This is a genomic window from Streptomyces sp. MUSC 14 (assembly GCF_001866675.1).
Classification (GTDB): domain Bacteria; phylum Actinomycetota; class Actinomycetes; order Streptomycetales; family Streptomycetaceae; genus Streptomyces.
The window spans coordinates 68147-94212 of record NZ_MLYN01000063.1; the positions used below are offsets into that span (position 1 = coordinate 68147).

General features: G+C 74.0%; 8 protein-coding genes. 5 read left to right on the plus strand and 3 right to left on the minus strand.

What is annotated here, in order from left to right; translation table 11 throughout:
• Positions 1–55 precede the first annotated feature (55 nt).
• The 3 genes from BIV25_RS36315 to BIV25_RS36325 are packed head-to-tail and all read left to right on the plus strand — an operon-like array spanning position 56 to position 17217.
• Positions 56–9250: a type I polyketide synthase gene (locus BIV25_RS36315; protein ID WP_071376787.1), complete on the plus strand. Its 9195-nt coding sequence runs from the start codon at positions 56–58 to the stop codon at positions 9248–9250.
• Between the two features lie 25 nt (positions 9251–9275).
• Positions 9276–16040 (plus strand): hybrid non-ribosomal peptide synthetase/type I polyketide synthase, encoded by a 6765-nt coding sequence (locus BIV25_RS36320; protein WP_071376788.1) that lies wholly within the window; start codon positions 9276–9278, stop codon positions 16038–16040.
• A gap of 46 nt (positions 16041–16086) precedes the next feature.
• The gene (locus tag BIV25_RS36325) at positions 16087–17217 is read left to right on the plus strand and encodes an acyl-CoA dehydrogenase family protein (RefSeq protein WP_071376789.1); all 1131 of its coding nucleotides are present in this window, start codon (positions 16087–16089) and stop codon (positions 17215–17217) included.
• 28 nt (positions 17218–17245) lie between these two features.
• Here the strand turns inward: BIV25_RS36325 and BIV25_RS36330 are convergent, their stop codons facing one another.
• Entirely contained in the window at positions 17246–17869 is a 624-nt protein-coding gene (locus BIV25_RS36330) for a TetR/AcrR family transcriptional regulator (RefSeq protein WP_071376790.1), read from the minus strand.
• 248 nt (positions 17870–18117) lie between these two features.
• Positions 18118–22041, minus strand: a complete 3924-nt coding sequence (locus tag BIV25_RS36335; protein ID WP_071376791.1) for a type I polyketide synthase — start codon at positions 22039–22041, stop codon at positions 18118–18120.
• 232 nt (positions 22042–22273) lie between these two features.
• On the opposite strand from BIV25_RS36335, the gene BIV25_RS36340 reads away from it, so the two are divergent.
• Together BIV25_RS36340 and BIV25_RS36345 are read left to right on the plus strand one after the other, a co-directional pair.
• Positions 22274–23485, plus strand: coding sequence for an AMP-binding protein (locus BIV25_RS36340; RefSeq protein ID WP_071376792.1), 1212 nt, complete (start codon positions 22274–22276; stop codon positions 23483–23485).
• A 56-nt stretch (positions 23486–23541) separates the two neighbouring features.
• A complete protein-coding gene (locus BIV25_RS36345; protein WP_071376793.1) occupies positions 23542–24378 on the plus strand; it encodes a zinc-binding dehydrogenase in 837 nt (278 codons plus the stop codon).
• Between the two features lie 65 nt (positions 24379–24443).
• On the opposite strand, the gene BIV25_RS36350 is transcribed toward BIV25_RS36345, so the two are convergent.
• Positions 24444–26066 (minus strand): FAD-dependent monooxygenase, encoded by a 1623-nt coding sequence (locus tag BIV25_RS36350; RefSeq protein WP_071376794.1) that lies wholly within the window; start codon positions 26064–26066, stop codon positions 24444–24446.

Consider the following 26066-nt stretch of genomic DNA (forward strand, 5'->3'; position numbering starts at 1 on the left):
TGTCTTATATTCATGCGTCATCTGATTGTCTGGGTGTGCGGCGGGGGCATCAACGATGGACATTGCTGGTCACGGAGTGCGTGAACTGCCTTCACACGCCGTCGCGGTCGTCGGGATCGGCTGCCGGTTCCCGCAGGCGGACGGGCCGGACGCGTTCTGGCGGCTGTTGCGCGGCGGCGGTGACGCGATCACCGATCGGCGCGGCGGCCGGGGCCCGGCGCGCGGCGGGTTCCTCGACCGGGTCGACGAGTTCGATCCCGGGTTCTTCGGCATCTCGCAGCGCGAGGCCGTGGCCATGGACCCGCAACAACGGCTGGCCCTCGAACTGGCCTGGGAGGCCCTCGAGGACGCCAGGACCCGGCCCGCCGCGTTGGCGGGCAGCCGGACGGGTGTGTTCCTCGGGGCGATCGCCGACGACTTCGCGACGCTGCTGCACGGCCTGGGTCCCGACGCGGTGACCGGGCACACGCTGACCGGGGTGCAGCGTGGCGTGATCGCCAACCGGATCTCCTACACGCTGGGCCTGACCGGCCCGAGCCTGGTGGTGGACACAGGGCAGTCCTCGTCGCTCGCCGCCGTGCACCTGGCGTGCGCGAGCCTGCGGGGCGGCGAGTCCAGCCTGGCTCTGGCCGGCGGTGTGAACCTGATCCTCGCGCCGCAGAGCACGCTGGCCCTGGAGCGGGCCGGCACGCTGTCGGCGGACGGGCGCTGCTTCACCTTCGACGCCCGCGCGAACGGCTACGTCCGGGGCGAGGGCGGTGGGATCGTCGTCCTCAAACTCCTGGAAGCCGCCGTCCGGGACGGCGACCGTATCCATGCCGTCATCCGCGGCAGTGCCCTGAACAACGACGGTGCGACCGAGACGCTGCCGACACCGGGCCGTGCGTCGCAGGAGCGGGTGATCCTCGCGGCCTGTGCCGACGCGGGCGTCGAGCCGGGCGAGGTCCAGTACGTCGAGCTGCACGGGTCGGGGACGCGGGTCGGCGACCCGATCGAGGCCGTCGCGCTCGGGGCGACGCTGGGCGCGGCCCGCGCGACGGACACCCCGCTGCTGGTCGGGTCGGTGAAGACGAACATCGGTCACCTGGAGGGGGCGGCCGGGATCGCCGGGTTCGTCAAGACCGTCCTGTGCGTCGGCGCACGCGAACTCGTTCCCGGCCTGAACCACTCCGCGTCCGGTGAGCGGATCCCGCTCGACGAGCTGCGATTGCGCGTGAACACCGAGACCCGGTGCTGGCCGTCGCCCGAGAGCCCGCTCGTTGCGGGCGTCAGCTCGTTCGGGATCGGCGGCACCAACTGCCACCTGATCCTCTCGGACTGGCAAGGTGCGCAGCACGGTGCGGCGCGGGCCGACGGCGAAGGCGATGGCGGGGCGCTGCCCTGGGTCCTGTCCGGGCGTGGCGAAGCCGCGCTGCGCGACCAGGCCGCACGGCTACGCGCTCATGTCCGGGCGCGTCCGGAGCTCGGCGTGGCCTCCGTGGGCCGCGCGCTGGCCGTCACGCGCACCACGTTCGAACACCGTGCCGTCGTCGTCGCGGACGGCCGGGACGGCTTCCTCGCCGAACTGGAGGCACGGTCGGCCGGTCGGCCGTCAGCGGCCGTGGTGACGGGCCGGCACGAGGGGCCGCCGGTCCGGCCTGTGTTCGTCTTCCCGGGCCAGGGCTCGCAATGGGCGGGCATGGCAGCGGAGTTGATCGAGACCTCCGCGGTCTTCGCCGACCGGATCGGCGCGTGCGCCGACGCTCTGTCCCCGTATGTCAACTGGTCGCTGACCGACGTCCTGCGCGGCGTCCCCGGTGCGCCGCCGCTGGAGGGCGACGAGGTGATCCAGCCCGCGCTGTGGGCGGTGATGGTGTCGCTGGCCGCGCTGTGGCGCTCGGCCGGGGTGGAGCCCGCAGCCGTGGTGGCCCACTCGCAGGGCGAGATCGCCGCCGCCACAGCCCTGGGCGCCCTGTCGCTCCAGGACGGCGCGCGGATCGTGGCCCTGCGCAGCCGGCTGCTGAACCGGATCGCGGGCCGCGGCGGCCTGCTGTCGGTGGAACTCCCGGCCGGACAGGTGCGACAGGACCGCGCGGCGGTGGACGCCGCGCTGTCGATCGCGGCAGTCAACGGCCCCAGGCACACGGTGGTTGCGGGTCCCCTCGCCGCGCTCGCCGCGCTGACCGCCCACTACGGGCCGGACGTGCGGACCCGACGGGTTCCGATCGACTACGCCTCGCACAGCGCTGACGTCGAGGAACTGCGGGAGGAACTGCTCACCGCCCTCGCCGGGATCACCCCGCGCTCCACCGGCGTGCCGTTCTGTTCGACCGTCACCGCCGAACCGCTCGACACCGCCGACCTGGACCCCGGCTACTGGTTCCGCAACCTGCGCGAGCCGGTGCGGTTCGGACCTGCCGTCGAGAAACTGCTGGACTCGGGCCACTCGACGTTCCTGGAGGTCAGTCCGCATCCGGTGCTGGCGATGGGCATCCGGCAGACGATCGACACGTACGGCGGGGACGGCGTCGTGCTGAGCACGCTCCGGCGCGGGCACGGGGACCGCCGCCGGTTCCTCACGGCGGCGGCCGAGGCCTTCGTGCACGGCGTCGCGGTGGACTGGGCCGCGCTGCTGCCCGGTTCGGCGCCCCTGGCCGACCTGCCGACCTACCCGTTCCAGCGCCGCTCCTGCTGGCCCTCCGGCATGCCCGGGGCCGCCGAGCAGGCGCCCGACGCGACCTCGGCACCGGCCGTGGTCGTGGACCGGCGATCGGCGCTGGAGCTGGTCCGGAGCCTCACCGCACTCGTGCTGGGCGCCGGGTCGGCCGACGACGTCCGGCCCGGCCGGACGTTCCGGGAGATGGGCCTGGACTCGGCCATGACGCTCGAACTGCGCGACCGGCTGTCGGCCGCGACGGGGCTGAGGCTGGAGAGCACCGTCGTGTACGACCACCCGAGCCCGGCCGCCCTGGCCGCCGCGCTCGGCGAGCTGAACGCCGGCGACTCCGCCGGCGGTTCATCGGCCGTCGTACGGGAACAGGCGGACGATCGGGAGCGGGCCGACGCCGACGACCCCGTGGTCGTCGTCGGCATGGCCTGCCGGTTCCCCGGCGGGGTGCGCTCGCCCGAGGACCTGTGGAACCTGGTCGACACGGGAACCGACGCCATCGGCGACTTCCCCGGCGACCGCGGCTGGGACCTGGCGACGCTCCATCACCCGGATCCGGAACGGACCGGGACGTCGTACGTCCGCCAGGGCGGCTTCGTACGGGACGTGACGGACTTCGACGCGGAGTTCTTCGGGATCAGCCCCCGCGAAGCTCTCGCGATGGACCCCCAGCAACGGCTCCTCCTGGAAGTCACGTGGGAGGCGCTGGAGCGCGCCGGGATCGACCCCACGACGCTGAAGGGCAGCCGGACCGGCGTGTTCGCCGGCGCGATGCACTCCGACTACGGGCCGCGCATGGAGACGGCCGGGCCCGGCGTCGCGGGTCACCTGCTGACCGGCACCTGTACGAGCGTGATCTCCGGGCGGATCGCCTACGTCCTCGGCCTGAACGGGCCCGCGCTGACCATGGACACCGCGTGCTCGGCGTCGTTGGTCGCGCTGCACCATGCGGTGCGGGCGGTGCGGGCCGGCGAATGCTCGCTGGCCCTGGCCGGAGGTGTGACGGTCATGGCGACCCCCGGCATGTTCGTGGAGCTCTCGCGCCAGCGGGTGCTGGCCGCCGACGGCCGCTGCAAGGCCTTCTCCGCCCGGGCGGACGGCACCGGGTGGGGCGAGGGCGCGGGCATGCTCGTGGTCGAACGGCTCTCGGACGCCCGCCGCCACGGCCACCCCGTGCTGGCGGTCGTCGCCGGAAGCGCCGTCAACTCCGACGGCGCCTCCAACGGCCTGTCCGCGCCGAGCGGATCCGCCCAGCGGCGCGTCATCGAGGACGCCCTCGCCGACGCCGGGCTCGCGCCGCGTCAGGTCGACGCCGTGGAGGCGCATGGGACCGGCACCGCCCTCGGCGACCCGATCGAGGCGGGCGCCCTGCTGGCCGCGTACGGGCGGGACCGGGAGCGGCCGTTGTGGCTGGGGTCCCTCAAGTCCAACATCGGACATGCGCAGGCGGCGGCGGGTGTCGGCGGCGTCATCAAGATGGTCCAGGCCATCCGGAACGCGTCCCTGCCCGCCACGCTCCACGCCGACGAACCGTCCCCGCACGTGGACTGGGCGGCCGGGTCGGTGGCCCTGCTCGACCAGGCCCGTCCCTGGCCGGACACCGGCGAACCCCGGCGCGGCGGCGTCTCCTCGTTCGGGATCAGCGGCACCAACGCGCACGTGATCCTCGCGCAGCCGCCCGCCGAGGCCGCACCCGCCGAGGAGCCGGCACGGCCGCCCGTGGTCCCGCTCGTCCTGTCGGCCCGGACCCCGGACGCGCTGCGCGAGCAGGCCCGGACGCTCGCCGTCGCACCGCTCGACCCCCTCGCCGCGGCACCGGCCCTGACCGCCCGGACCTCTTTCGACGAGCGCGCCGTGGTGATCGCCCGCGACCGGCGGGAGGCCGACCGGGCCCTGGCCGCACTGGCCCGCGGCGAACAGGCCCCCGGCATCGTCACCGGCCGCGCGGGCGAGCCCGGCCGGACCGTGCTGGTCTTCCCCGGACAGGGCGGACAGTGGCGGGGCATGGCGGCGCGGCTCGCCGCCGAGAGCCCCGTCTTCGCCGCCCGCCTGGCCGAGTGCGAGCGGGCGCTCGCGCCGTACACCGACTGGTCGCTGGCCGACGTCCTGGCCGGCGCGCCCCTGCTCGACCGGATCGACGTCGTACAGCCCGCGCTGTGGGCCGTGATGGTGTCGCTGGCCGAGCTGTGGCAGTCGGCCGGGGTCGTCCCGGACGCCGTGGTCGGCCACTCCCAGGGCGAGATCGCGGCGGCCGTCGTCGCCGGGGCGCTCTCCCTCGACGACGGCGCCCGCGCCATCGCCCTGCGCAGCGGTGTCGCCGTCGACCTGATGGGCAAGGGGGCGATGGCCGTGCTCCCGCTGCCCTCTGAGCGGGTGCGGGAACGACTCGGCAGGCTCAGCATCGCCGCGGTCAACGGACCGGCCACCACCGCCGTGGCCGGAGCCGCGGACGCCATCGCCGAACTGGTCGAAACCTACCGGGCCGAGGGTGTCAACGCCCGCGTGATCCCGGCGGCCTTCGCCTCGCACTGCCCGGCCGTCGAACCGATCCGCGAGAAGATCCTGGCCGGACTGGCACCGCTGACGCCACGCACCGGTGAGATTGCGCTGATGTCCTCGGTCACCGCCGACTGGCAGGAGGGCAGCGAGCTCGACGCGTCCTACTGGTACCGCAACCTGCGGCACACCGTGCGCTTCCAGGAGGCGGTCGAAGCGCTCATCGCGTCCGGCCACACCACGTTCGTCGAGGTCGGCCCGCACCCGGTGCTGGTCGGCAGCATCAGCCAGATCCTGGAGCAGGCCGGAGCCGACGGGATCGTGACCGGCTCGCTGCGCCGAGACGACGGCGGCCTGCGCCGGTTCCTCACCTCCGCCGCCGAGGCCCACGTCCAGGGCCTGCCCCTCGTGTGGGAACGGCTCACCGGAGCGGCCGCCGGACCCGCCGACCTGCCCACCTACCCCTTCCGCCGCCGCCGCTACTGGCTCACGGGCACGGCCGGGCCGTCCGGCACGGCCGACCTCGGCCAGGCCCCGGCCGGCCATCCCCTGCTCGGGGCGGCCGTCGAACTCGGTGACGGTGAGACGGTGTTCACCGGACGGCTGTCGACCCGCGCCCATCCCTGGCTGGCCGACCACGTCCTGGCGGGGACGATCGTCGTGCCGGGCGCCGTGTTCCTGGAACTGGCCCTGCACGCGGGCGCGCAGGCCGGGACGGCACGCATCGAGGAACTGACGGTCTCCACGCCCCTGGAGCTCCCGGCGGACGGCGCCGTCGACCTGCGCGTCCGGGTGTCGGGCGCGGACGGCGACGGGCTGCGGAGCTGCCGGATATCGGGCCGGGCGACCGGCGGGGAATGGATCGAGCACGCCACCGGCACCCTCGGCCCCGCCGCGGCCACGGCACCGGACCGGGCCCCCACGGACTGGCCGCCGGCCGACGCGACGCCCGTACCGACGGCGCGCGTGTACGAGGACCTCGCCCTGCGCGGCTACGAACACGGGCCGGTGTTCCAGGGGTTGCGGGCCGCCTGGCGGCGCGACGGCGAGCAGTTCGCCGAGACCGTCCTGCCCGAGCCGGAGGCCGCGCACGCCGGGGCCCACCACCTGCACCCCGCCCTGCTCGACGCGGCCCTGCACGGCCTGATCGCCGACATGCCGGGCCGCGAGGGGCAGCGTGTGCAGCCGCTGCGCTGGCGCGGAGTGTCCCTGTCCGGTCCGAGGGGCCGCGCTTCCCTGCGGATGCACGCGGCGCCCGCTGAGGGCGCAGGCCTCGCCCTGACCCTGTTCGACGCCTCGGGAGACCCGGCGGGGCGGGTCGAGTCGGTGGAACTGTGTCCGGTTGCGACGGGCGGCCCGGCCGATCCCGCCACCGTGGCGCTCCGCTGCCTGTTCGCGCCGGGCTGGCAACCGCTGCCCGGACCGGCGACCGGATCGACGGCCGGACGGGTGCCCGTCCCGTGGGACGGCCGCTGCCTGGACGGGCTGCTCACGGCGGTCGAGCCGGCCGAGCACGCCGTCGTGTCCTGCCCGGCCGGCGAGGACGGAACCGACGCGGCCGCGGCGGCCAGGAACGCGGTCCACCGGACGCGGGACCTGCTCGGCCGATGGCTCGCCGAGGACCGGCTCGCCGGGACCCGCCTGGTGCTGGTCACCCGTGGGGCCGTCGCCGTCCGGCCCGGCGAGAGCGTCCAGGACCTCGCGCAGGCGGCGGTCTGGGGCCTGGTGCGGACCGCGCAGGTCGAGCACCCGGGCCGGTTCGCCCTGGTCGACCTCGGCCCCGACGACGCCGGGGTACCGGCCGAGGCACTGGCGCCGGACGAGAACCAGTCGGCGGTGCGCGGCGGTGCCGTCCTGGTGCCCCGGCTCGTGTCCGCAGCGGGCGACCCCGCGCTCCGGACCCCCGACGAGGCGCCCGCCTGGCGGCTGGACATCCCCGAGCGCGGCACCCTCACCGCCCTGGAGCTGCGGCCCTGCCCCGAGGCCGCCGCCGAACCCGGCCCCGGGCAGGTCCGGATCGCGGTCCGTGCCGCCGGGCTCACCTTCCACGACGTCCTGGGCGCGCTGGACCTGTACCCCGGGGACCCCGGCCCACTCGGCCTGGAAGGCGCCGGCGTGGTCACCGCGACCGGACCCGGTGTCACCGAACTGGCCGTCGGCGACCGGGTGATGGGCCTGTTCTCCGCCGCGTTCGCCACGGTGGCCCACGCCGAGCACCGCACCCTCGTCAAGATCCCCGACGGCTGGTCGTTCACCCGGGCCGCCGCCGTACCGGTCGCGCACATGACAGCCCTGCACGCACTGACCGAGCTGGCAGGCGTGCGCGCGGGCGACCCCGTCCTGATCCACGCCGGGGCCGGCGGCGTCGGCATGGCCGCCGTCCAGCTGGCCCGGCACCTGGGCGCGGAGGTCTACGCGACCGCGCATCCCGCCAAGTGGCCCGCACTGCGTGCCCTCGGCGTCGACGACGACCACCTCGCCTCGTCCCGCGAGCCCGGATTCGGCGAACGCCTCGGCGGGGGCGGCCGGCGCATGGCGGTCGTCCTGAACTCGCTGACCGGCGAACTCCTCGACGAATCCATGCAGTTGCTGCGGCCCGGCGGGATCCTCGTCGAACTGGGCAGGACCGATCCGCGCGATCTCGCCGAGGTGTCCGCCCCGCATCCCGGCGTGCGCCACCAGGCGTTCAACCTGCTCCGGCTGCCGCCCGAGCACCTCGCCCGCCTCCTGAACCGAGCGGTAGCGCTGTTCGCCGAGGGCGCGTTCACCTGGCCCGCCGTCACCGACATGGACGTCCGGCGCGCACCCGAGGCCTTCGCACTGCTGCACCGGGGCACCCACGTCGGCAAGGTCGTGCTCACCTTCCCGCCGCTCCTCGACCCGGACGGAACCGTCCTGATCACCGGCGGAACCGGCGCCGTCGGCCGGGTCATCGCCCGGCACCTGGTCACCGAGCACGGCGTACGACGGCTCCTGCTGGCCGGACGGCGCGGCGCCGACGCGCCGGGCGCGGCCGAGCTGGCGTCCGACCTGAACGGGCTCGGCGCCGAGGTGAGGTTCGCGGCCGTGGACGTCGCCGACCGGGACGCCGTCGCCGCGATGATCGAAGCCGTCCCCGGCCGGCACCCGCTGACCGCCGTGATCCACGCCGCGGGCGTGGTGGACGACGCGCCGATCACCTCGCTCACCCCCGAACAGATCGACCGGGTGATGCGGGTCAAGGCCGACGGGGCCTGGCATCTGCACGAGCTGACCGCGGGCCAACCCCTCACGGCGTTCGTCCTGGTCTCCTCGATCATGGGGACGCTCGGCGGCGCCGGCCAGGGCGGCTACACCGCCGCCAACGCGTTCCTCGACGCGCTCGCCCGGCACCGCCGCGCGCAGGGCCTGCCCGCCCTCGCGCTGGCCTGGGGCCTGTGGGACGACCCGGACGGCATGATGGGCGCCCTCAGCGCCGCCGACCGCGCCCGTTTCGCCCGGGCCGGGCTCGTGGAGATGACGCCCGGCCACGGCCTGGCCCTGCTGGAGGCGGCACTGCCGTCACCGCACGCCGTCCTCGTGCCCGCGCGGCTCGACCGTGAGAGCCTGCGCGACCTGGGAACGGACCTGCCGCCGGTCCTGCGCGAGGTCGTGGCGGCCGCGGAGGCGGAACGGCCCGGGAACGGGCGCGCACCCCGGCGGCACCGGCCGCTGCGGGAGGAGCTGACCGGCCTGGGCGCCGGTGAACGCGCCGGGATCCTGGCTGACATGGTCCGGTCCCACATGGCCGCCGTGCTGGGTCTGCCGCCCGCGGCGATCCCGGACGACCGGCCGTTCGGCGAGCTCGGGTTCGACTCACTCACCTCGGTCGAGTTCCGCAACCGCCTGGGCGCGGCGACGGACCTCAGGCTCCCCCTCACCCTGCTGTTCGAGACGCCGACGCTCCCCGAGCTCGTCGCCGTCCTGGACAGCGGACTCGTACCGCCGCGGGAGAAGGCCCCGACCGCCCCCGAGGAACCCTCCGGGGAGGCCTCGGGGGACATCGAGGCGGACGTGACGGCGCTCGTCGAAGCCGCGACCGCCGAGGAACTGCTCGACTTCATCGACCGCGAGCTCTCCGGCTCCTGACCCGTCTGCGGAGGACCGATCCGTCATGGGATCAGAATCGAACGAGAAGCTGCTCGGATACCTCAAGCGGCTCACCCTCGACCTGCACCGGGCGCGCGAGCGCGTGCGCGAGCTGGAGGAGGAAGAGCGGGAGCCGATCGCGATCGTCGGCATGGCGTGCCGGTATCCCGGCGGGATCGACTCGCCGGCCGCCCTGTGGCGGCTGCTCACCGCCGGCGGGGAGACCGTCGGCGCGTTCCCTCGTGACCGGGGCTGGGACGAGGACCTGCACGACCCCCGGAACGGCGGCCGGAGTCTGACCGGATCCGGCGGCTTCCTCCACGACGCGGCGGACTTCGACGCGGGCTTCTTCGGCATCAGCCCGCGTGAGGCCCTGGCCATGGACCCGCAGCAACGGCTGCTGCTGGAGACCTCCTGGCGGGCCTTCGAGGACGCCGGGATAGATCCGGAATCGGTGCGCGACACCGACACCGGCGTGTTCGTCGGGCTGTCCTGCCACGACTACGAGCTGGGGCGCGGCGACGTGCCCGCAGAGGCCGAGGGCTTCCTGACGACCGGGTCGGCGGGCGGCGCCGCGTCCGGCCGGATCTCCTACACGCTGGGCCTGCGCGGCCCGGCGATCACCGTGTCGACGGCCTGCTCGTCCTCGCTGGTCGCGCTGCACCTGGCCGTCCAGTCACTGCGCCGCGGTGAGTGCGCGACGGCACTGGCCGGCGGCGCGACGATCATGGCCACACCGCAGCTGTTCACCGAGTTCACCCGCATGCAGGGCCTGTCGCCCGACGGCCGGTGCCGCCCGTTCTCGGCCGCCGCCGACGGCAGCGGGCTCTCCGAGGGCGTGGGCGTGCTCCTGCTGGAACGGCTGTCGGACGCGAGGCGGCTCGGCCACCGGGTGCTGGCCGTGGTGCGCGGCAGCGCGGTGAACCAGGACGGCGCCAGCAACGGCTTCACCGCACCGAACGGGTCCGCGCAACAGCAGGTCGTCCGACAGGCGTTGAAGGACGCGCGGCTGTCCCCCGGTGAGGTCCAGGTGGTGGAGGCGAGCAGCACCGGCACCCCGCTCGGCGACCCGATCGAGGCGCGCGCCCTGCTGGCCGCTTACGGGCGCGACCGGGACCAGCCACTGCGGCTCGGCTCGCTGAAGCCCAACATCGGACACTCCCAGGCGGCGGCGGGCGTCGCCGGGGTCATGAAGACGGTGCTGTCGATGCGGCACGGCAGGCTCCCCGCCACCCTGCACGTGGCCGATCCCACCCCGCACGTTGACTGGTCGGCCGGCGCGGTCGAGCTCGTCGCCGAGGAGACCGCGTGGCCCGAGACGTCCGGCCCGAAACGCGCGGCCGTGTCCTCGCAGGGCATCAGCGGCACCAACGCACACGTGATCCTCGAAGAGGCTCCTGCCGACCCCGGCGAGGCACCGCCCGCCGAGGAGGTCCGGCCGGCCGGGCAGGACGGACCGAGCCTGCTGACCCTGTCGGCCAGGACTCCGGCCGCGCTCGCCGAGCTCTCCGCGCGCTACGCCGACCTGCTCGCCGACGACGGCCGCGACGCCGCTCCGCTCGCGTCGATCTGCCGGACCACGAGCCTTGGGCGGGCGCACTTCACGCACCGGCTCACGGCTGTCGCGTCCTCCCGCGCCGAGCTGCGGGACCTGCTCGCCCGGACGCGCCCGGACGAGACGCCGCCGCCCGGCGTCCGCGTCGGCACGCGGTCCCCCGAGACCGGCCGGGGCCCGGTGTTCCTCTTCACCGGCCGCCCGGACGCGCACGCCGCCGCCCTCGCCGAGCTGGCCGAGGCCGAGCCGGTCGTCCGCCGCGCCCTGGCCCGGTGCGCTGCGGCGCCCGGCGACCGGCCCTCCCCGTTCGCCGTCGCGTACGCGCTGGCCGAGCTGTGGCGGTCGTGGGGCGTCGAGCCCGTCGCCGTCCTCGGCCACGGCGTGGGCGAGTCGGTGGCCGCGTGTGTCACGGGCGCGATGAGCCTCGACGACGCGCTGCGGGCGGCGGCCCGGACTCCGGCGGACGCCGCCGACCCGCAGGGGTTCACCGACGCGGTCGCCGCGCTGCTGCGCGACGGACACCGGACCTTCGTGGAGATCGGGCCCGCCTCGCCGCTCCTCGACCGGCTCCGGACGGCCGGAGAGGCCGTGTTCCTGCCGTCGCTGTGCGAGGGACAGGACGCCCGGCGCTCCCTCCTCGACAGCCTCGGCGCGCTCTACACCCGAGGTGTCCGGATCGACTGGGCGCGCGTGCACGGCGAGCCCGCCGGGCCGCCGGCTGCGCTGCCCGGATACCCGTTCCAGCGCGAGCGCTACTGGCTCTGGACGACCGACCCCCGCAGGCAACAGCCACCGGCCCACACCGCGCCGCTCGTCGCACAGGCACGACGCGTCGGTGCCGACGGCGTACACGCGGAAGTGGCGTCCGGTGCGGGTGAGCCCGCCGTTGCCGAAGCGTGGCGCTTGGGTGTGTCGGCGGCCGGGAAGGTCGTTTCGGACGCGGTGAGCGTCGGTGCCGACGGTGTACACCCGGAAGCGGCGTCCGGCGCGGAGCGCCCCGTGCCCGAGTTCGAGAACGCCGCCGAGCTGGTGGCGCGCATCGTCGGCCGGGCGCGCGGCGCGGCCGTCACCGGCGACGACCTGCACCTGCCGCTGCGGATCCTGGGCATCGACTCGCTGATCGCGATGGACATCCGGCAAACCCTCGCCCGGCGGCTCGGCGTCGATCTTCCGCTGCCCGAGCTGCTGGACGGCCGGAGCGTCACCGGGATCGTGGGGGCCGTCCGGGCGGCCCGCGCCACAGGCGCGGACCGGACCGCGGCATCCGGGGTGACGCTGGTCGCCGACGGGGCGGCCCGCCACGAGCCGTTCCCGCTCACGGACCTTCAGCAGGCCTACCTGGTCGGCCGGACCGACGCCTTCGAGCTCGGCAACGTCTCCACCTCCTTCCTCGTCGAGGTCGACCTCGACGAGACCGACCTCGACCGGCTCGCCGCCTCCTTCCGGCATCTCGTCGACCGGCACGACATGCTCCGCGCGGTCGTGTCCGGGGACAGGCACCAGCGGGTGCTCGCCGAGGTCCCGGACTACTCGATCGCCACGGTCGACCTGCGCACGTGCCACGACGCCGAACGGGTCCGCCGCCTGGCGGAGATCCGCGAGGAGATGCGCGACCAGGTCTTCGACACCGAGGTCTGGCCGCTGTTCGACGTGCGGGCGAGCCTGCTCGACGCCCGCACGACCCGGCTGCACGTCCATTTCGACGCGCTGATCATCGACGGCCGCAGCGCCGGGGTGCTGTTCCGGGAGTGGGCGCAGGCCTACCGCTCCGGCACGCCCGCCACGCCGGTCCCGGCCGTCACCTACCGCGACTACGTTCTCGCCGCCGCCGAGACGGATGCCGCATCGCGCGAGAAGTCGCTCGCCTACTGGCGCGCACGCGTCTCCTCCCTCCCGCCGGCTCCCCGCCTGCCGCTGCGGCCGGGACCCGCGCCGCGGCGGCCGGTGTTCACGCACCGTACGGCCCGGATCGAGTCCGGGGCGTGGCAGCGCTTCAAGGACAACGCCGCCGCGGCGGGCCTCTCGCCCTCGGCCGCCCTGTGCGCCGCGTACGCGCGGGTGTTGGGCGCCTGGAGCGCCTCGCCGCGCTTCACGCTCAACCTGCTGGCGTTCAACCGGCGGCCGCTGCACGACGACGTCGGCAGGATCGTCGGAAACCTCAGCGCGACCACCCTGCTGGAGGTCGACGCGGCCCCCGCCGAGGACTTCACCTCGGGCGCCACACGGTTGCAGAACCGGCTGCTGGCCGACCTCGAACACGGGCACGTCAGCGGCGTCGAGGTACTGCGCGAGCTCAACCGCACCCGGGGCGGGACCGGCCTGGCGAGCATGCCCGTGGTCTTCACCAGCACGATCGGCTTCTCCGGGCAGGGCGACGGCGAACGCGGCGCGCTCACGGCACTGACCGAACTCGGCGCCTGCGGCAGGCCGGTGTCCAGCTCGGTGCGGACGCCGCAGGTGTGGCTCGACCACCAGGCCCTGGAGGAGGCCGGGGAACTGGTCCTCAACTGGGACGTGGTGGAGGAGGTGTTCCCCGACTGCGTCGTCGACGGGATGTGGGACGCCTACCTGGACCTGGTGCGGGACCTGTGCGGTGCGCAGGCGTGGCGCCGTCCGCCGTCCGTCCCTGCGCCGGTGGCGGACCTGGAGGTCCGCAGAGCGGTCAACGCCACGGACGGCCCCGTACCCGCCGAACTGCTGCATGACGCGTTCCTGCGGCGGGCCGCCGCCCGGCCCGACGCGCCCGCCGTCATCACCGCCGCCCGGACCCTCAGTTACGGCGAGGTGGACCGCCGCTCCGACCGGATCGCCCGGTGGCTGACCGACCGCGGCGCGGGCCCGGGCGTGCTCGTCGGCATCGTGATGGACAAGGGCTGGGAGCAGGTCGTCGCGGCGCTGGGTGTCCTCAAGGCCGGGGCCGCCTACGTGCCGGTCGACGCCGCGATGCCCGGGCGCCGGCTTCGGACGATCATGGAGAGCGCCGGTGTCGAGCTGGTGCTGACGCGCTCCGCGGTCGCGGACGGGCTCGGCCTGCCGGCGGGCACCCGCGCGCTGCACGTCGACACCGAGCCGGCGGACACCGGTGCGACCGGCTCCCTGCCGCCGTCCCCGGCCGGGCCCCACGATCTCGCCTACGTCATCTTCACCTCCGGTTCCACCGGGGTGCCCAAGGGCGTGATGATCGAGCACACCGGCGCGGTCAACACGATCCAGGACATCAACGACCGGTACGGCGTGAGCGCCCGCGACCGGGTCCTGGCCCTGTCCGCGCTCAACTTCGACCTCTCCGTCTACGACGTGTTCGGTCTGCTCGCGGCCGGCGGTGCCGTGGTCCTGCCCGACGCGTCGGCGCAGCGCGAACCGGCCACCTGGCTGGAGCTGGTGAATCGGCACGGCGTGACGATCTGGAACAGCGTCCCCGCCCTGATGGACATGTTCGTCGCACACGTACGGGCCCTCGGCGGGGCGCCGTCGCTGCGTGTGGTGATGATGAGCGGCGACTGGATCCCCGTCACCCTCCCCGGAGCCATCGCCTCGATCATGCCGAACGCGCGGGTCTGGAGCCTGGGCGGCGCGACCGAGGCGTCCATCTGGTCGATCCTGCACCCGATCGACCGCGTGGAACCGGAGCGGACCAGCATCCCGTACGGCAGGCCGATGCGGAACCAGCGTTTCCATGTGCTGGACGAGGCGTTGCGGCCGCGCCCGGCCTGGGTCCCCGGTGATCTCTACATCGCCGGCGCCGGCCTGGCCCGCGGCTACCTCGGGGACGAGGAGAAGACACGTGCGGCGTTCCTGCGTCACCCGGTGACGGGGGAGCGGCTGTACCGGACCGGTGACCTCGGCCGCTACCTGCCGGGCGGCGACATCGAGTTCCTGGGGCGCGCGGACTCCCAGGTGAAGATCCAGGGGCATCGGATCGAGCTCGGCGAGGTCGAGGCGGCGCTGCTGCGCCGGCCGGACGTCCACGCGGCGGTCGTGGTGGCGGAGGGCGAGCGGGGCGGTCCCGGACGGCTCGTCGGGTACGCCGTGTCGGATGTCTGCGAGGACGAACTGCGCGAGGCGCTCGGCCGGGACCTGCCCGGCTACATGGTGCCCGCCCGCATCGTCCTTCTGGACGAGCTGCCGCTGACCGGCAACGGCAAGGTGGACCGCGGCCTCCTGCCGTCGCCCGAGGGGACGGCCCCGGGGGCGGTCGCACCACGCGATGCGACCGAACGGCTCCTCGCCGGGATCTGGGCCGAGTTCTTCCCGCCCACCGACGGGCCCGTCGACGTCAGCGCGAACTTCTTCGACCTCGGCGGCGACTCACTGCTCGCGGTGCGATTGATGGCCCGGATCCGGCAGCGCACCGGTCGGTCGCTGCCGGTGGCCACACTGCTCGCCCGGCCGACCCCAGCCTCTTTCGCGGAGGTGCTGCGCGATCAGCCAGCAGATGAGGGTAGGGCGGCCCTGGTCACCCTCCGGGACACCGGGACCCGGCCACCACTGGTCCTCGTCCACCCGGTCGGCGGCGACGTGCTCTGCTACGCCGGGCTCGGCGCCCTCCTCGACGACGACCAGCCGGTCCACGCCCTCCAGTACCCCGACCTCGACCCCGTGCCGCGGACCCTGGCCGACCTGGCCGCGCACTACGCCGACGCGATCACCGAACGGTTCCCGGACGGCCCGTACCGGCTCGGCGGCTGGTCCATGGGCGGCGTGCTCGCCCTGGAGACCGCCCGCCTACTTACCGGCCGAGGCAGGACGGTCGAGCTCGTGGCGGCCGTGGATCTGCTCGAACCGCCAGGCCGCGCCGCACCCGCCTCCGACGCGGCGCTGCTGGCCCGGTTCGCCCGCGACCTGGCCGGGCTGGCGGGAAGCGACTGGAACCCCGAGCCGGCCGAGTTCGAGCCCACGGGCGACCGGTCCGGGACGGAGGAACTGCTGATCCGGGCCCGGCTCGCCGGTGTCCTGCCGGACGAGATCGACGCCGTCACCCTGGACCGGCTCGCCCGGCGGTTCCTGCACCTCAGCCGCGCGCTGGCCGAGCACGAGCCCGCCGCGTACCGGGGCCGGGTCCGGCTCCTGCGGGCCATGGACGGGGCCACCGCCCCGACCACCCGGCGGTGGCTGAACCTGCTTGGCGACCGGGCTGAGAGCGTCGACGTCCCCGGCGACCACTACAGCGTCATGCGCCCCCCGAACCTCCAGACGCTGGCAGCCGAACTCGGCAAGACCCTGAGCGACCTGTGATCTGCACCAGCCGTACCCGCCCTACCCGCCGAACCAGGAGAACGGGATGACCGCCATGGAACTGCCGACCCGGGTCGCGCCGGGCCTCACCGCCGCGTCCGTCACGGACCGCGTACGGGCGTACGCCGCGGGCCTTTCGGCGCGCGCGACCGAGATCGAGCGGCTGGGCCGGATTCCCGGTGACGTCCTCGACGGACTGAAGTCCACCGGGCTGCTGCGCGCCGCCCTGCCACCGGCGCTGGGCGGTGTCGAGATGACCGTGCCGGAGATCACGCGGGCCGTCGACCTGCTGGCCGAGGGGGACGCCTCGGTCGCCTGGTGCGTGGCCGTCGCGCTGAACGCCGCGCTGGCCGCGGTCTCGCTGCCCACGGAGGTGTTCACCGAGCTGTTCCCGGACCCCGACCTGATCACCGCGACGGTGCTGCCGCCGGCCGGGCGGGCGGTCCGGCACGTCGGCGGCTATCTTCTGTCGGGCCGCTGGACCCACGGCAGCGGGATCGCCCACGCCGACCGGGTCATGGCCGGGTTCGAGGCCCCGGACGGCACCCCGAGGATCGCCGTCTTCGACGCCACGCACGCGCGGGTGCTCGACAACTGGAACACCACCGGGCTGCGCGGGACCGGCTCCCACGACTTCGAGGTCGCCGACCTGTTCGTCCCGCAGCGGCACACCTTCGCTCTCGTGCCGTCCGCCGCCCGGCAGGAGCCGCTCCACCTGCGCGCGGACAACCTCGCCCTCAAGATGGCGGGCGTGCCGCTGGGCATCGGCAGGTCCGCGCTGAAGGCCGCCACGGAGATGCTCGCCGCCAAGCGCTCGGCGTCGCCCAGGCCGGGCGCCCCGGCCGACCTCGCGTACGCCGAGTCGCTGATCGGCGCGGCGGACGCCTATGTGTACGCCACGCTGGCGGACGCCTGGGCCGCACAGGCGGCGGGCCGTGCGCCAGAACGCGGCACGGCCGCGCTGGCCCGCCGGTTCGCACACCGGGCCTGCCGGGAGGCGGTCCAGCTCCTGTACGACGCCGTGGGATCGGCCGCGGTCCACACCGAGCGCACCCCGCTCGACCGGTGCCTGCGGGACCTCATCACCGCCGGCCGCCATGTCGCGTCCTCGGAGAGGATCCTCGACGAGGTCGGTGATGTGCGGCTCGGCGGCGCCCCCGGCTCGCCTCAGCTGTGATCCGGGCGGGGCGCCGCCGCGCGTCCCGCTACGGCACCAGGACGCCGTCGAGCACGGTCCGGCAGCCCGCGTGGAGTTCGGCCTCCAGGCCGAAGTCGGCCTCGGGGTGGGTCCAGCGGTAGAGGGTGCCGAGGTAGACGTCGCGCAGGACATGGCCGACCAGGGTGGCGTCCACGGTGGCGGGAACCTCGCCGCGTTTTTGTCCCTCCTCCACGAACCGGGCGAACATCCGGCTGACGAAGGGTTCCTCGGTGAGCGGGAAGCCCGCCCTGACCCAGGCGGTCAGCAGGGCCCGGGTCTGGGCGCTGTCGTACAGGCTGATCTGCGCGAGCAGGCTCATGCACAGCAGCAGGGACTGCCGGGTGCCCTCGCTGCCGGCGAGCGCCTCGGTGCTCAGGCCGTGGCGAAGTCGTACGCGACGCTTCTCGCTCCACTCCGCGATGAGGTCTTCCTTGCGCTGGAAGTGGTTGAAGAAGGTGCCGCGCGCCACGTCCGCCGCTTCGGTGATCTCGTCGACGGTGGTCTGGTCGTATCCCTGACGGGTGAACAGTTCGACCGCCGCGTCGTAGATGCGGTTGCGCACGCGCAGCTTGTTGCGTTCACGTCTGCCCTGAACGGGGGGTTCTTCGGTGGTCAGTCGTGTGTCGCCCATGTCCTACTCCTGTCGCCCCGATGCCGAGCATGCCGGTCCCGGACCCTGGTGTCAGCGGCGTTCGACGTCGTGGATCAGGGCCGAGGCCCTGTCGTCCTGGCTGGGCAAAGACAGACCGATGGTCCGGCACTTTATTTAATGTGTATCACGATCCATGAATGAGCGGAAGTCCAGTTTTGCAAGATTCGAGGGTCGGCAGGAGTGGATGCGGAGCGCTCCGTTCCTGCCGACCCTCGCAGGTCAGCAGCTTACGAGGCGGCTGCCAGGGACGCGGCGAGTACCTTCACGCTGTCCCGTCCGAGCAGCCGGGACAGGGGGACGTCCCGGCCCAGCTCGCCCCGGACGCGACCGCGCAGCTGTGCGGCCGAGACGGAGTCGAGCCCGTAGTCGGTCAGCCGCCTGCGTACGTCGACGCGTCCGGCGTCCATGCCCAGCAGTTCGGCCACGATCCCGATGAACCTGCGGGCGAGGACGTCGGTCCCGGCGTCCCCGGTTTCGTCCGTCGCGGGGGTGTGCGCAGCCGTCGCGGGCACCTCCCGCACGGCCGGGGCGGCCGGCGGCTCCATGGCATCGCGCGGCTCACCGAGGAGCCGCCTGGGTATCAGCGGCGCCAGCGGTACGCGCGGCAGGCGGACCGGCGTGCCGAGGCGGGAGACCGCCCGCTGCGGAAGCGCCAGGACCGTACGCAGGTACGAGCCGACGGTGGAGTCCGTGCCGAGGCGGTGCAGCCGGATACCGCGGAACTCGGCCAGCGTGTGGCCCGTCTGATCGATGACGGTGGCATCCGCGCGGACGCGCTCACCGGCCTCCTTGACGCTCAGCGTGGTGTGCAGCCAGAACTCCTCGGTCAGGTCGGCCTGGAACCGTACCCGCTCGAAACTCGTGACCCGGTAGGCCGATTCGGCCGGCAGCGCGGCGGGCAGGGCGGCGAGCAGCGGCAGCAGCGCCGCCTCCCACGCGGCCTGTTCGGGGACGTCCGGGCGGTGCAGCAGCGCGACGGCCTCGCCCTCGCGGCGCCAGATGTGCCGGACGGCGCGCATCGCCGGGCTCGGCTCGTAGCCGCGGCGGGCCAGCCGGGCGTGGAACTCCTTCGGCGTCCGGTGGGTGCGGCAGCGGTCGAGCGCCGCGTCGAGCTGCGCGCGGCCGGACGGGAGGGTCTGTACGGGTGCGGTGGTCACGGTGGCCGTCAGACAGAGGGTGCCGGTCCGGTCCGGCGCGGTGCCCAGGGCGCGGACCTCGGCGGACCGCGCGCCGGGCCGGTCCTCGGTCTCCACACGCAGGGTCACGCGCCCGTCGGCCGGTATCTCGACGAGTTCGTCGCCGAGGCGGATGTCCTCCACGGTCACGATGCCGGCTTCGGCATCGGCCGACCGGACCGCCTCGCGCAGCGCGGCCAGGTGGAGCGCCGGCGGCAGCGGAGTCAGCCCGTGCAGCCGCACCGTCGCCCCGCGCAGGTCGGGAGCGAGCTCCACGGCGGTGCGCCGCAGGGCGGGCCGGGCCGTGGGGACGGCGCGGCGCAGCGTTTCCCTCTCCCACGGGTAGTTGGGCAGCGGGACCTGGCGGGCCGGGCCGCGGAACCACCGCTGCCAGTCGACGCGGCCGCCGAGGGCGAAGAAGCAGCCCAGGGACCGGGCGAGGGCCAGTGCCTCGTCGGTGCCGCCGCGGTGGGTGGAGGCGACGACGGTCGGCGCACTGCCCGCGTCTTCGAGGGTGTCCGCGACCGCGCCCAGCAGGACGGGGTGCGGGCTGATCTCCACGAAGACGTTGTCGCCCTCCTTGGCGAGATGGCGGACGCTGTCGGCGAAGCGGACGGGCTCGCGCAGGTTGTCCATCCAGTAGCGGGCGTCGAGTTCCGGCCCGTCCAGGAAGGTGTTCAGCACGCTGGAGTGAATGGGGACCGTGCCCCGCACCGGCTTCAGACCGGACAGGCGCTCCAGCAGGTCCTCGCGCAGCGGGTCCATGAAGGGGGAGTGCGAGGCGGCGTCGACCCGCACCAGCCGGTGGAAGACGCCCTCGCGCTCCAGGCGCCGTGCGATGCGCCGCAGAGCGTCCGTGCCGCCCGCCAGGACGGTGGAGGTGGGGGCGTTCTGCGCGGCCACGCAGACCTCGCCGCCCTCCGCCGCGGCGAGATCCTCGGCCTGCTCGGCGGAGAGTTCGACCACCATCATCGCGCCCAGTCCGGCGACCCGTTGCATCAGGGCGCTGCGGCGGCAGATCACGGCGGCCGCGTCGGCGGGGGTGAGCCCGCCCGCCACGGCGGCCGCGGCCGTCTCGCCCATGCTGTGGCCCAGACACACCTCAGGGTCGACGCCCATGTCGCGCCACATCGCCGCCAGCGCCATCTCGGTCGCCCACAGTACGGGCTGGACGGTCGCGACCTGCTCGGGGAACGGGCCGGTGGCGGAGGCGAGCACCTCCTCGACGGACCAGCCGGTCTCCTCGTGGACGAGCGCGTCGCACGCGGCCAGTTCGCGGGCGTAGGCGGGGGCGGTCTTCTTCAGGGACTGCCCCATGCCGGACCACTGCGAGCCCTGGCCGGGGAAGACGAACACCGCCCGGCGGGGCCCGTCGAACCCGGCCTCGCCCAGCCCGCCGTCCGCCGTCGGCCGGTCCTCGGCGAGTGCGCGCAGTGTCTCGGCCAGCTCGTCGTGGCCGGCTCCGGTCGCCCACAGACGGTAGGGGTGGGCCTGCCTCTTCTGGGCCGCGGTGGCGCAGACGTCCCACAGCGGCAGCGCGCGGCCGGGGCCGTCCGGGCCGAGGAAGTCCGCGTGGGCGGCCGCCATCCGGCGCAGTGCGGCGGGGCTGTGCGCGCTGAGGACGAGCAGGTGGACGGGGCGGTCCGTGGGGAGTTCGGCCGGGGCGTGCGGCGCCTCGGCGGGCCGGGCCGGGGCCGCGGCGACCACCACGTGCGCGTTGGTGCCCGACAGGCCGAAGGAGCTGACGCCGACCAGGGCGCCCTCCTCGCCGGGCTCCAACTCCTCGTTGCGGGTGACCACTTCGAGGGGGCTGTCCGCCTCGGCCAACAGCGGCTGTGGGTCGGTCAGGTGCAGGGAGGCGGGGATGACGCGGTGCCGGGTGATGAGAACGGCCTTGATGAGACCGGCGATACCGGCCGCCGCCTCGGCGTGGCCGATGTTGGTCTTCACCGAGCCCGTCCGCAGCGGGCCCCGGGTGGGCCGCAGGCCGCGCACCACCTCGGCCAGGGCCTGGAGTTCGACCGCGTCGCCGACCGGGGTGCCGGTGCCGTGGGCCTCGACGTAGTCCAGCTGGTCGGGATGGATCCCGGCGCTGCGCCAGGCCTCGCGGATCATCGCTGTCTGGCCCGCGACGGCCGGCTTGATCAGCGAGCCGCTGCTGCGGCCGTCGTTGGTGACGGAACTGCCGGGTAGTAAGGCGAACACGGTGTTCCCGTCCCGGAGTGCGTCGCCGAGCCGTTTGAGTACGACGACGCCCACGCCCTCGCTGCGCACGAATCCGTTCGCGGACAGGTCGCCGAACGCGCAGCGGCCGTCCGGGGAGAGCATGTCCGCGGAGGAGAAGGCGATGGCGTCCTGCGGTGACAGGATGACGTTGACACCGCCCGCGATGGCCAGGTCCGTCTCTCCCGTCAGCAGGCTCTGCCGGGCCATGTGGACGGCCACCAGCGACGAGGAGCAGGCGGTGTCCACCATCATGCTCGGGCCGCGCAGGTCGAGGTCGTAGGAGATACGGCCCGCCGCCATGGCGCGGAAGTGGCTGCCGGTCGCGTCGCGGAGCGAGTGCGTGTCCAGGTCGGCGCGGCGCGCGTAATCGGCCGTGGCCTGACCGATGAAGACACCCGAGTTGCTGCCAGCGAGGTCCGGCGCCGGGATGCCCGCCGCGTCGAGGGCCTCGCGCACGACCGGCAGTAGCAGCCGGTGCTGCGGGTCGATGCTCTCGGCCTCGGCAGGCGAGATGCCGAAGAAGCCGGTGTCGAAGGCGAAGGCGTCCGGAAGGAAGCCGCCGTGGCGCGATGCCGTACGTCCCGGTGTCCTCGGAGTACGCGCGTAGTGGTGCGTGATGTCGAAGCGCTCGGACGGCACCGGCGTCACCGAGTCGACGTTGGCCACCAGGTTGGACCAGTACGCGTCGACGCTCGCGGCCTGCGGGAATCTGCATCCCATGCCCACGACGGCGATCGACGCGTCGTTCATGTGCCCCGAATTGTCCATGTGTCCAGAACCCATACGAAACAGCCCCCTCTGAAGTCTGGGTCGAGCCGAACACGAGCGAGCCTAGTCTAAAAATAAACTGGAGAACAAGGATGACCTGAAGGCTCAACTCCAAGGGGTAAAATTGGTCTCCGATTTAAAGTCGTACTCTGGACCAAGAACATACTTGAGTACTAGTCTGCTCCCCAGAACGATCTGGAAGAGGTGAGCTCCGATGGTTCCGCACACACTGTGCGCCCCGGCCCTGCCGCTCCAGGAGGCTGATGTGCCGTCCGTGCTGCGCGAGTTGCTGCGCCGCGCCGCGCGCATCCCCTCGCTGGCTGCCAAGTACGCGCCCTACCTCGACGCCGAGGACTTGACGGCGCTGTCCGGCCTTCCGGTCCTGGCCCAGGCGGAACTGGCCCGTGCCACGAACGAGGTTCTCGCCCTGGAACGGGGCGGCGGGTCCGCCCAACTGTGGGCCGCCGGCGGGACGCTGGACGAACCCGCGCTGACGCTGCTGCCCGAGGGGATGTTCGCCGCACAGATCCGCCGGGCGTGGAATCCGCTCGGCCCCGGGGACGTCCTCGCCAATCTGCATCCGCCGGGCAAGCTGCGGCCCGACCACTACTTCTACAACCGGTTCGCCGTTGAGTCGGGCGCCACGACGCTCGCCTTCGGCCGGCTGCCGGACGGCTCGCACGACGACTGGCTGGACTTCTTCGCCCGGCACCACGTCACCGCGCTGGCCGCGCCGCCCGAGATGCTCAGCCGGCTGCTCGGCGGTACGGCGGCGGGCCGCCCGGTCCCCTGGCTGCGCACCCTGCTGCTGGGCGGGGCGGGGCACGACGCCACCCCCGACGCGCGAATCGCGGAGTGCTTCCCCTACACCGAGGTCTGGCGCCTGTACGGGTCGCCCAGCACCTGGGTGACCGGTCATCGCGGGCCGCAGTGTCTGGCGGACGTGTACCACCCGCTGCCGCACCAGCAGGTGGAGATCGTCGACGGGCGGTTGCGGGTGACCACGCTCGACCCGGCCCGCACCCCGCCGCTGATCCGCTACCAGACCCAGGACCGCGGCGAGTTCACCCGCTGCGCCTGCGGGCTGCCCGGACCGGCGGTCCGGGTGATCGGCACCACCTCGCCCTTCTTCCGCTTCCACGGCCGCGTCGTCTCCGCCGGCGAACTGGTCGCCCTGGCCACCTCCCTCGACGAGGTCGCCGGCGCACAGATCGCGGTCAGCGGGGAGCAGCGGGTCCAGCTGAGGGTCCGGCTGGACCCCGGGACGCCCGACGACCACTACACCCACGACTGGATCAGATTCCGGGTGCTGGAGGGCCATCTGGCGCTCGCGGCCTGCGTCATCGAACAGCCGGACCTGTTCGACGTGGTCGTCGTGGACGACCTGGACGCCGACGCCGCCGTCCTGGTGTCCGAGACGTTCTGAGTCCGAGTCCTACCGAGTCACCTGAGGAAACAACCGTAGGTACGAGAGGATTTGACATGTCCGAGCAGCTCACTTCCCGTCAGGACGCGGTCACCGCACAGGCCGAGGACGAGATCCTCGTCGCGGTGCGCGCGGTGGCCCCCGAGGTCGACGAGATGATCAGGGCGGAACCCCTCCCGGAAGGCTGGCTGCCGGGGTGGGACGTGGCCGGGGTGGTGCTCCGCGGCGCCCCCGAGGGCTTCAGCCCGCTGCCGGGGGACCGGATCGTGGGGGTGGCGCCGGGCGGGCAGTGGTCCTCGTGCATGGCGCTGCCGTCCGAATACGCGGTCGTCCTGCCCGACCACGTCAGCTTCGAGCAGGCGGCGGCGCTGCGCGTGGCCGTACTGACGGCGCTGCGCCTGGTGCGCGGCGCGGGCCCGATGCCCGGCCGCAAGGTCCTGGTGACCGGCGCCGACCGGGGCATCGGCCGGCTGCTGGTGGAGCTGGCCGCCGCGCTGGGTGCCCGGGTGACCGCGGTGGTGCAGGACGATGCGCACACCGAGCTGGTCGCGGAGCTGGGCGCGGCCCGCGTGGTCCGCGGGCTCGATGCCGCCGTCGACGCAGCCGGCTCGTTCGACGTCCTGTACGAGGCGGCCACTGGGGACCTGATCGCCGCCGGGCGGCGGCTCGTTGCGGACGGCGGGTCGGTGTACCTGTACGAGAGCTTCGCCCCGCACGCCGCCGACATCGGCTTCTTCCGGTTCTTCGGCGGACCGGAGCAGGCCGGTCTGCGGCACTTCGTCTTCCGTACGGCCACGCCCGCGGACCGCGAACTCGCCCAGCTGCTGGACCTGTTGACCACGGGCGAACTCTCGTTGGGTGCCGTCGCGGGGGCGGCGCCGACCACCGTCTGATCCGGAGCCGGAGCGCGAAGAGGGGGTGCGACCCGCGGGTCGCACCCCCTCTTCGCGTCCGCGTCTCACTCGGCGTCGGTCACCGGGCCGAACCACTGCGTCAGTTCGGCGCGCAGCCGGTCCAGGTCGCCCGAGTGGCCGTGGGCCGCGATATGGCCGTCGGGCCGCACGAGGTAGTACCCCTGCTGCCGGCAGCCGGTCTCGGTGCGCACGGACCCGGCGGACACGTACACGTGCCGCAGCTCGCGCCACGGCGTCGTCACGCCCCGCGCCTGCTCGCGCCACGCGGCCGCCTCGCCCCGGCCGGCCAGGACGAGGGTCCAGCCGGGCGGCTCGTCGCGAGGACCGGCGAAGCCGCCCGGCACGGCCAGTTCCCGGGGGAAGACGGCGCCGACGGTCAGTCCGCCGGGCAGCCGGGAGCGGAGCCGGCAGGCGGAGCGGCCGCCAGGCAACTGCGTCTCGCGCACGGCCGGATAGGCGAGGCGGCGACCCGCCATGACCGGGGCGTACAGGCGGAACAGACCGGTGCGTTCGGCGGTCCGGAAGGCGGTGTCCCGGGCCTTGACCGCGAGCGGGCGGCGCACCATCCAGCCGCGCGTCTGGATGTCGCTGTCGCGGACCACGCGCCGGGCGACGGCGGCCCGTTCGGGGCCGTAGGTGAGCAACAGGTCGGAAGGAGCACTGCCATGCAGGACGGCGGCGATTTTCCAGGCCAGGTTGTGGGCGTCCTGCATGCCCGTGTTGAGACCCTGGCCGCCCGCCGGGCTGTGCACGTGCGCGGCGTCCCCGGCTATGAAGACCCGGCCGAGCTGGAACTCGCTGGCGTGCCGGGCGTGGATACGGAACTCCGACTCCCACACCGGGTTGGTGAGGGTGACGCCCTGCGGGCCCCGTTCGTCGACGATCTTCTGCATCTGCTCGACGCTGACCTTCTCGCCCGGGGCCATGCTGGAGAAGAACCGGAAGATGCCGCCGGGCAGCGCCACCACGACCAGCGCGCCCGCGGCCGACTGGTAGTACAGCGCCTGGTCCGGCGGCAGGTACCCCTTGATCTCGGTGTCGACCAGGGCGAACGCGCTTTCGTAGGTGCTGCCGGTGAAACCGCTGCCCAGGAGGCCGCGGACCGCGCTGCCCGCCCCGTCGGTGCCGATGACGAAGGCCGCCCGGGTGCGTTCGACGCGTCCGTCGGAGTGCTCCAGGACGGCGGTCACCCCGTCGACCGCGTCGATGCGCCCGGAGAAGTCCATGCCGTCGAAGGTGAGCAGCCGCACGCCGCGCTCGACCTTGCCGCCGAGCTCGCGCAGCCGGTCGCGCAGGATGCGTTCGGTCTCGTTCTGCGGCAGGCACAGCGGGCTCAGGGGCTGCGGGAAGTCGAACGTGGCCAGCCGGCGCCGCTCGGAGAAGTAGCTGAACGCGTTGATCTGGAGGCCCGTCGTGCGCAGCTCGGACAGGACGCCGAGGTCCTCGAAGAGATCGATGCTGCGAGGCCAGACCAGCAGCGCCTTGGGGAAGGGCGACGGGGCGAGAGCGCGGTCGACGATGCGCACCCGCACGCCGCGCCGCAGCAGTTCGCAGGCCGCCATCATGCCGGTCGGCCCGGCTCCGACGATCAGTACGTCGTACGGGTCCCGGACGTCCTTCGCATCCGCCTGCGCTTTGTCCTGTGCCGGTCGCGCGGTGCTCGGCAT

Coding starts and splice junctions, on each gene's coding strand:
- BIV25_RS36345 (WP_071376793.1), top strand. CDS start 23,542: ATGTCCGAGCAGCTCACTTCCCGTCAGGACGCGGTCACCGCACAGGCC.
- BIV25_RS36335 (WP_071376791.1), bottom strand. CDS start 22,041: ATGAACGACGCGTCGATCGCCGTCGTGGGCATGGGATGCAGATTCCCG.
- BIV25_RS36350 (WP_071376794.1), bottom strand. CDS start 26,066: ATGCCGAGCACCGCGCGACCGGCACAGGACAAAGCGCAGGCGGATGCG.
- BIV25_RS36325 (WP_071376789.1), top strand. CDS start 16,087: ATGACCGCCATGGAACTGCCGACCCGGGTCGCGCCGGGCCTCACCGCC.
- BIV25_RS36340 (WP_071376792.1), top strand. CDS start 22,274: ATGGTTCCGCACACACTGTGCGCCCCGGCCCTGCCGCTCCAGGAGGCT.
- BIV25_RS36330 (WP_071376790.1), bottom strand. CDS start 17,869: ATGGGCGACACACGACTGACCACCGAAGAACCCCCCGTTCAGGGCAGA.
- BIV25_RS36315 (WP_071376787.1), top strand. CDS start 56: ATGGACATTGCTGGTCACGGAGTGCGTGAACTGCCTTCACACGCCGTC.
- BIV25_RS36320 (WP_071376788.1), top strand. CDS start 9,276: ATGGGATCAGAATCGAACGAGAAGCTGCTCGGATACCTCAAGCGGCTC.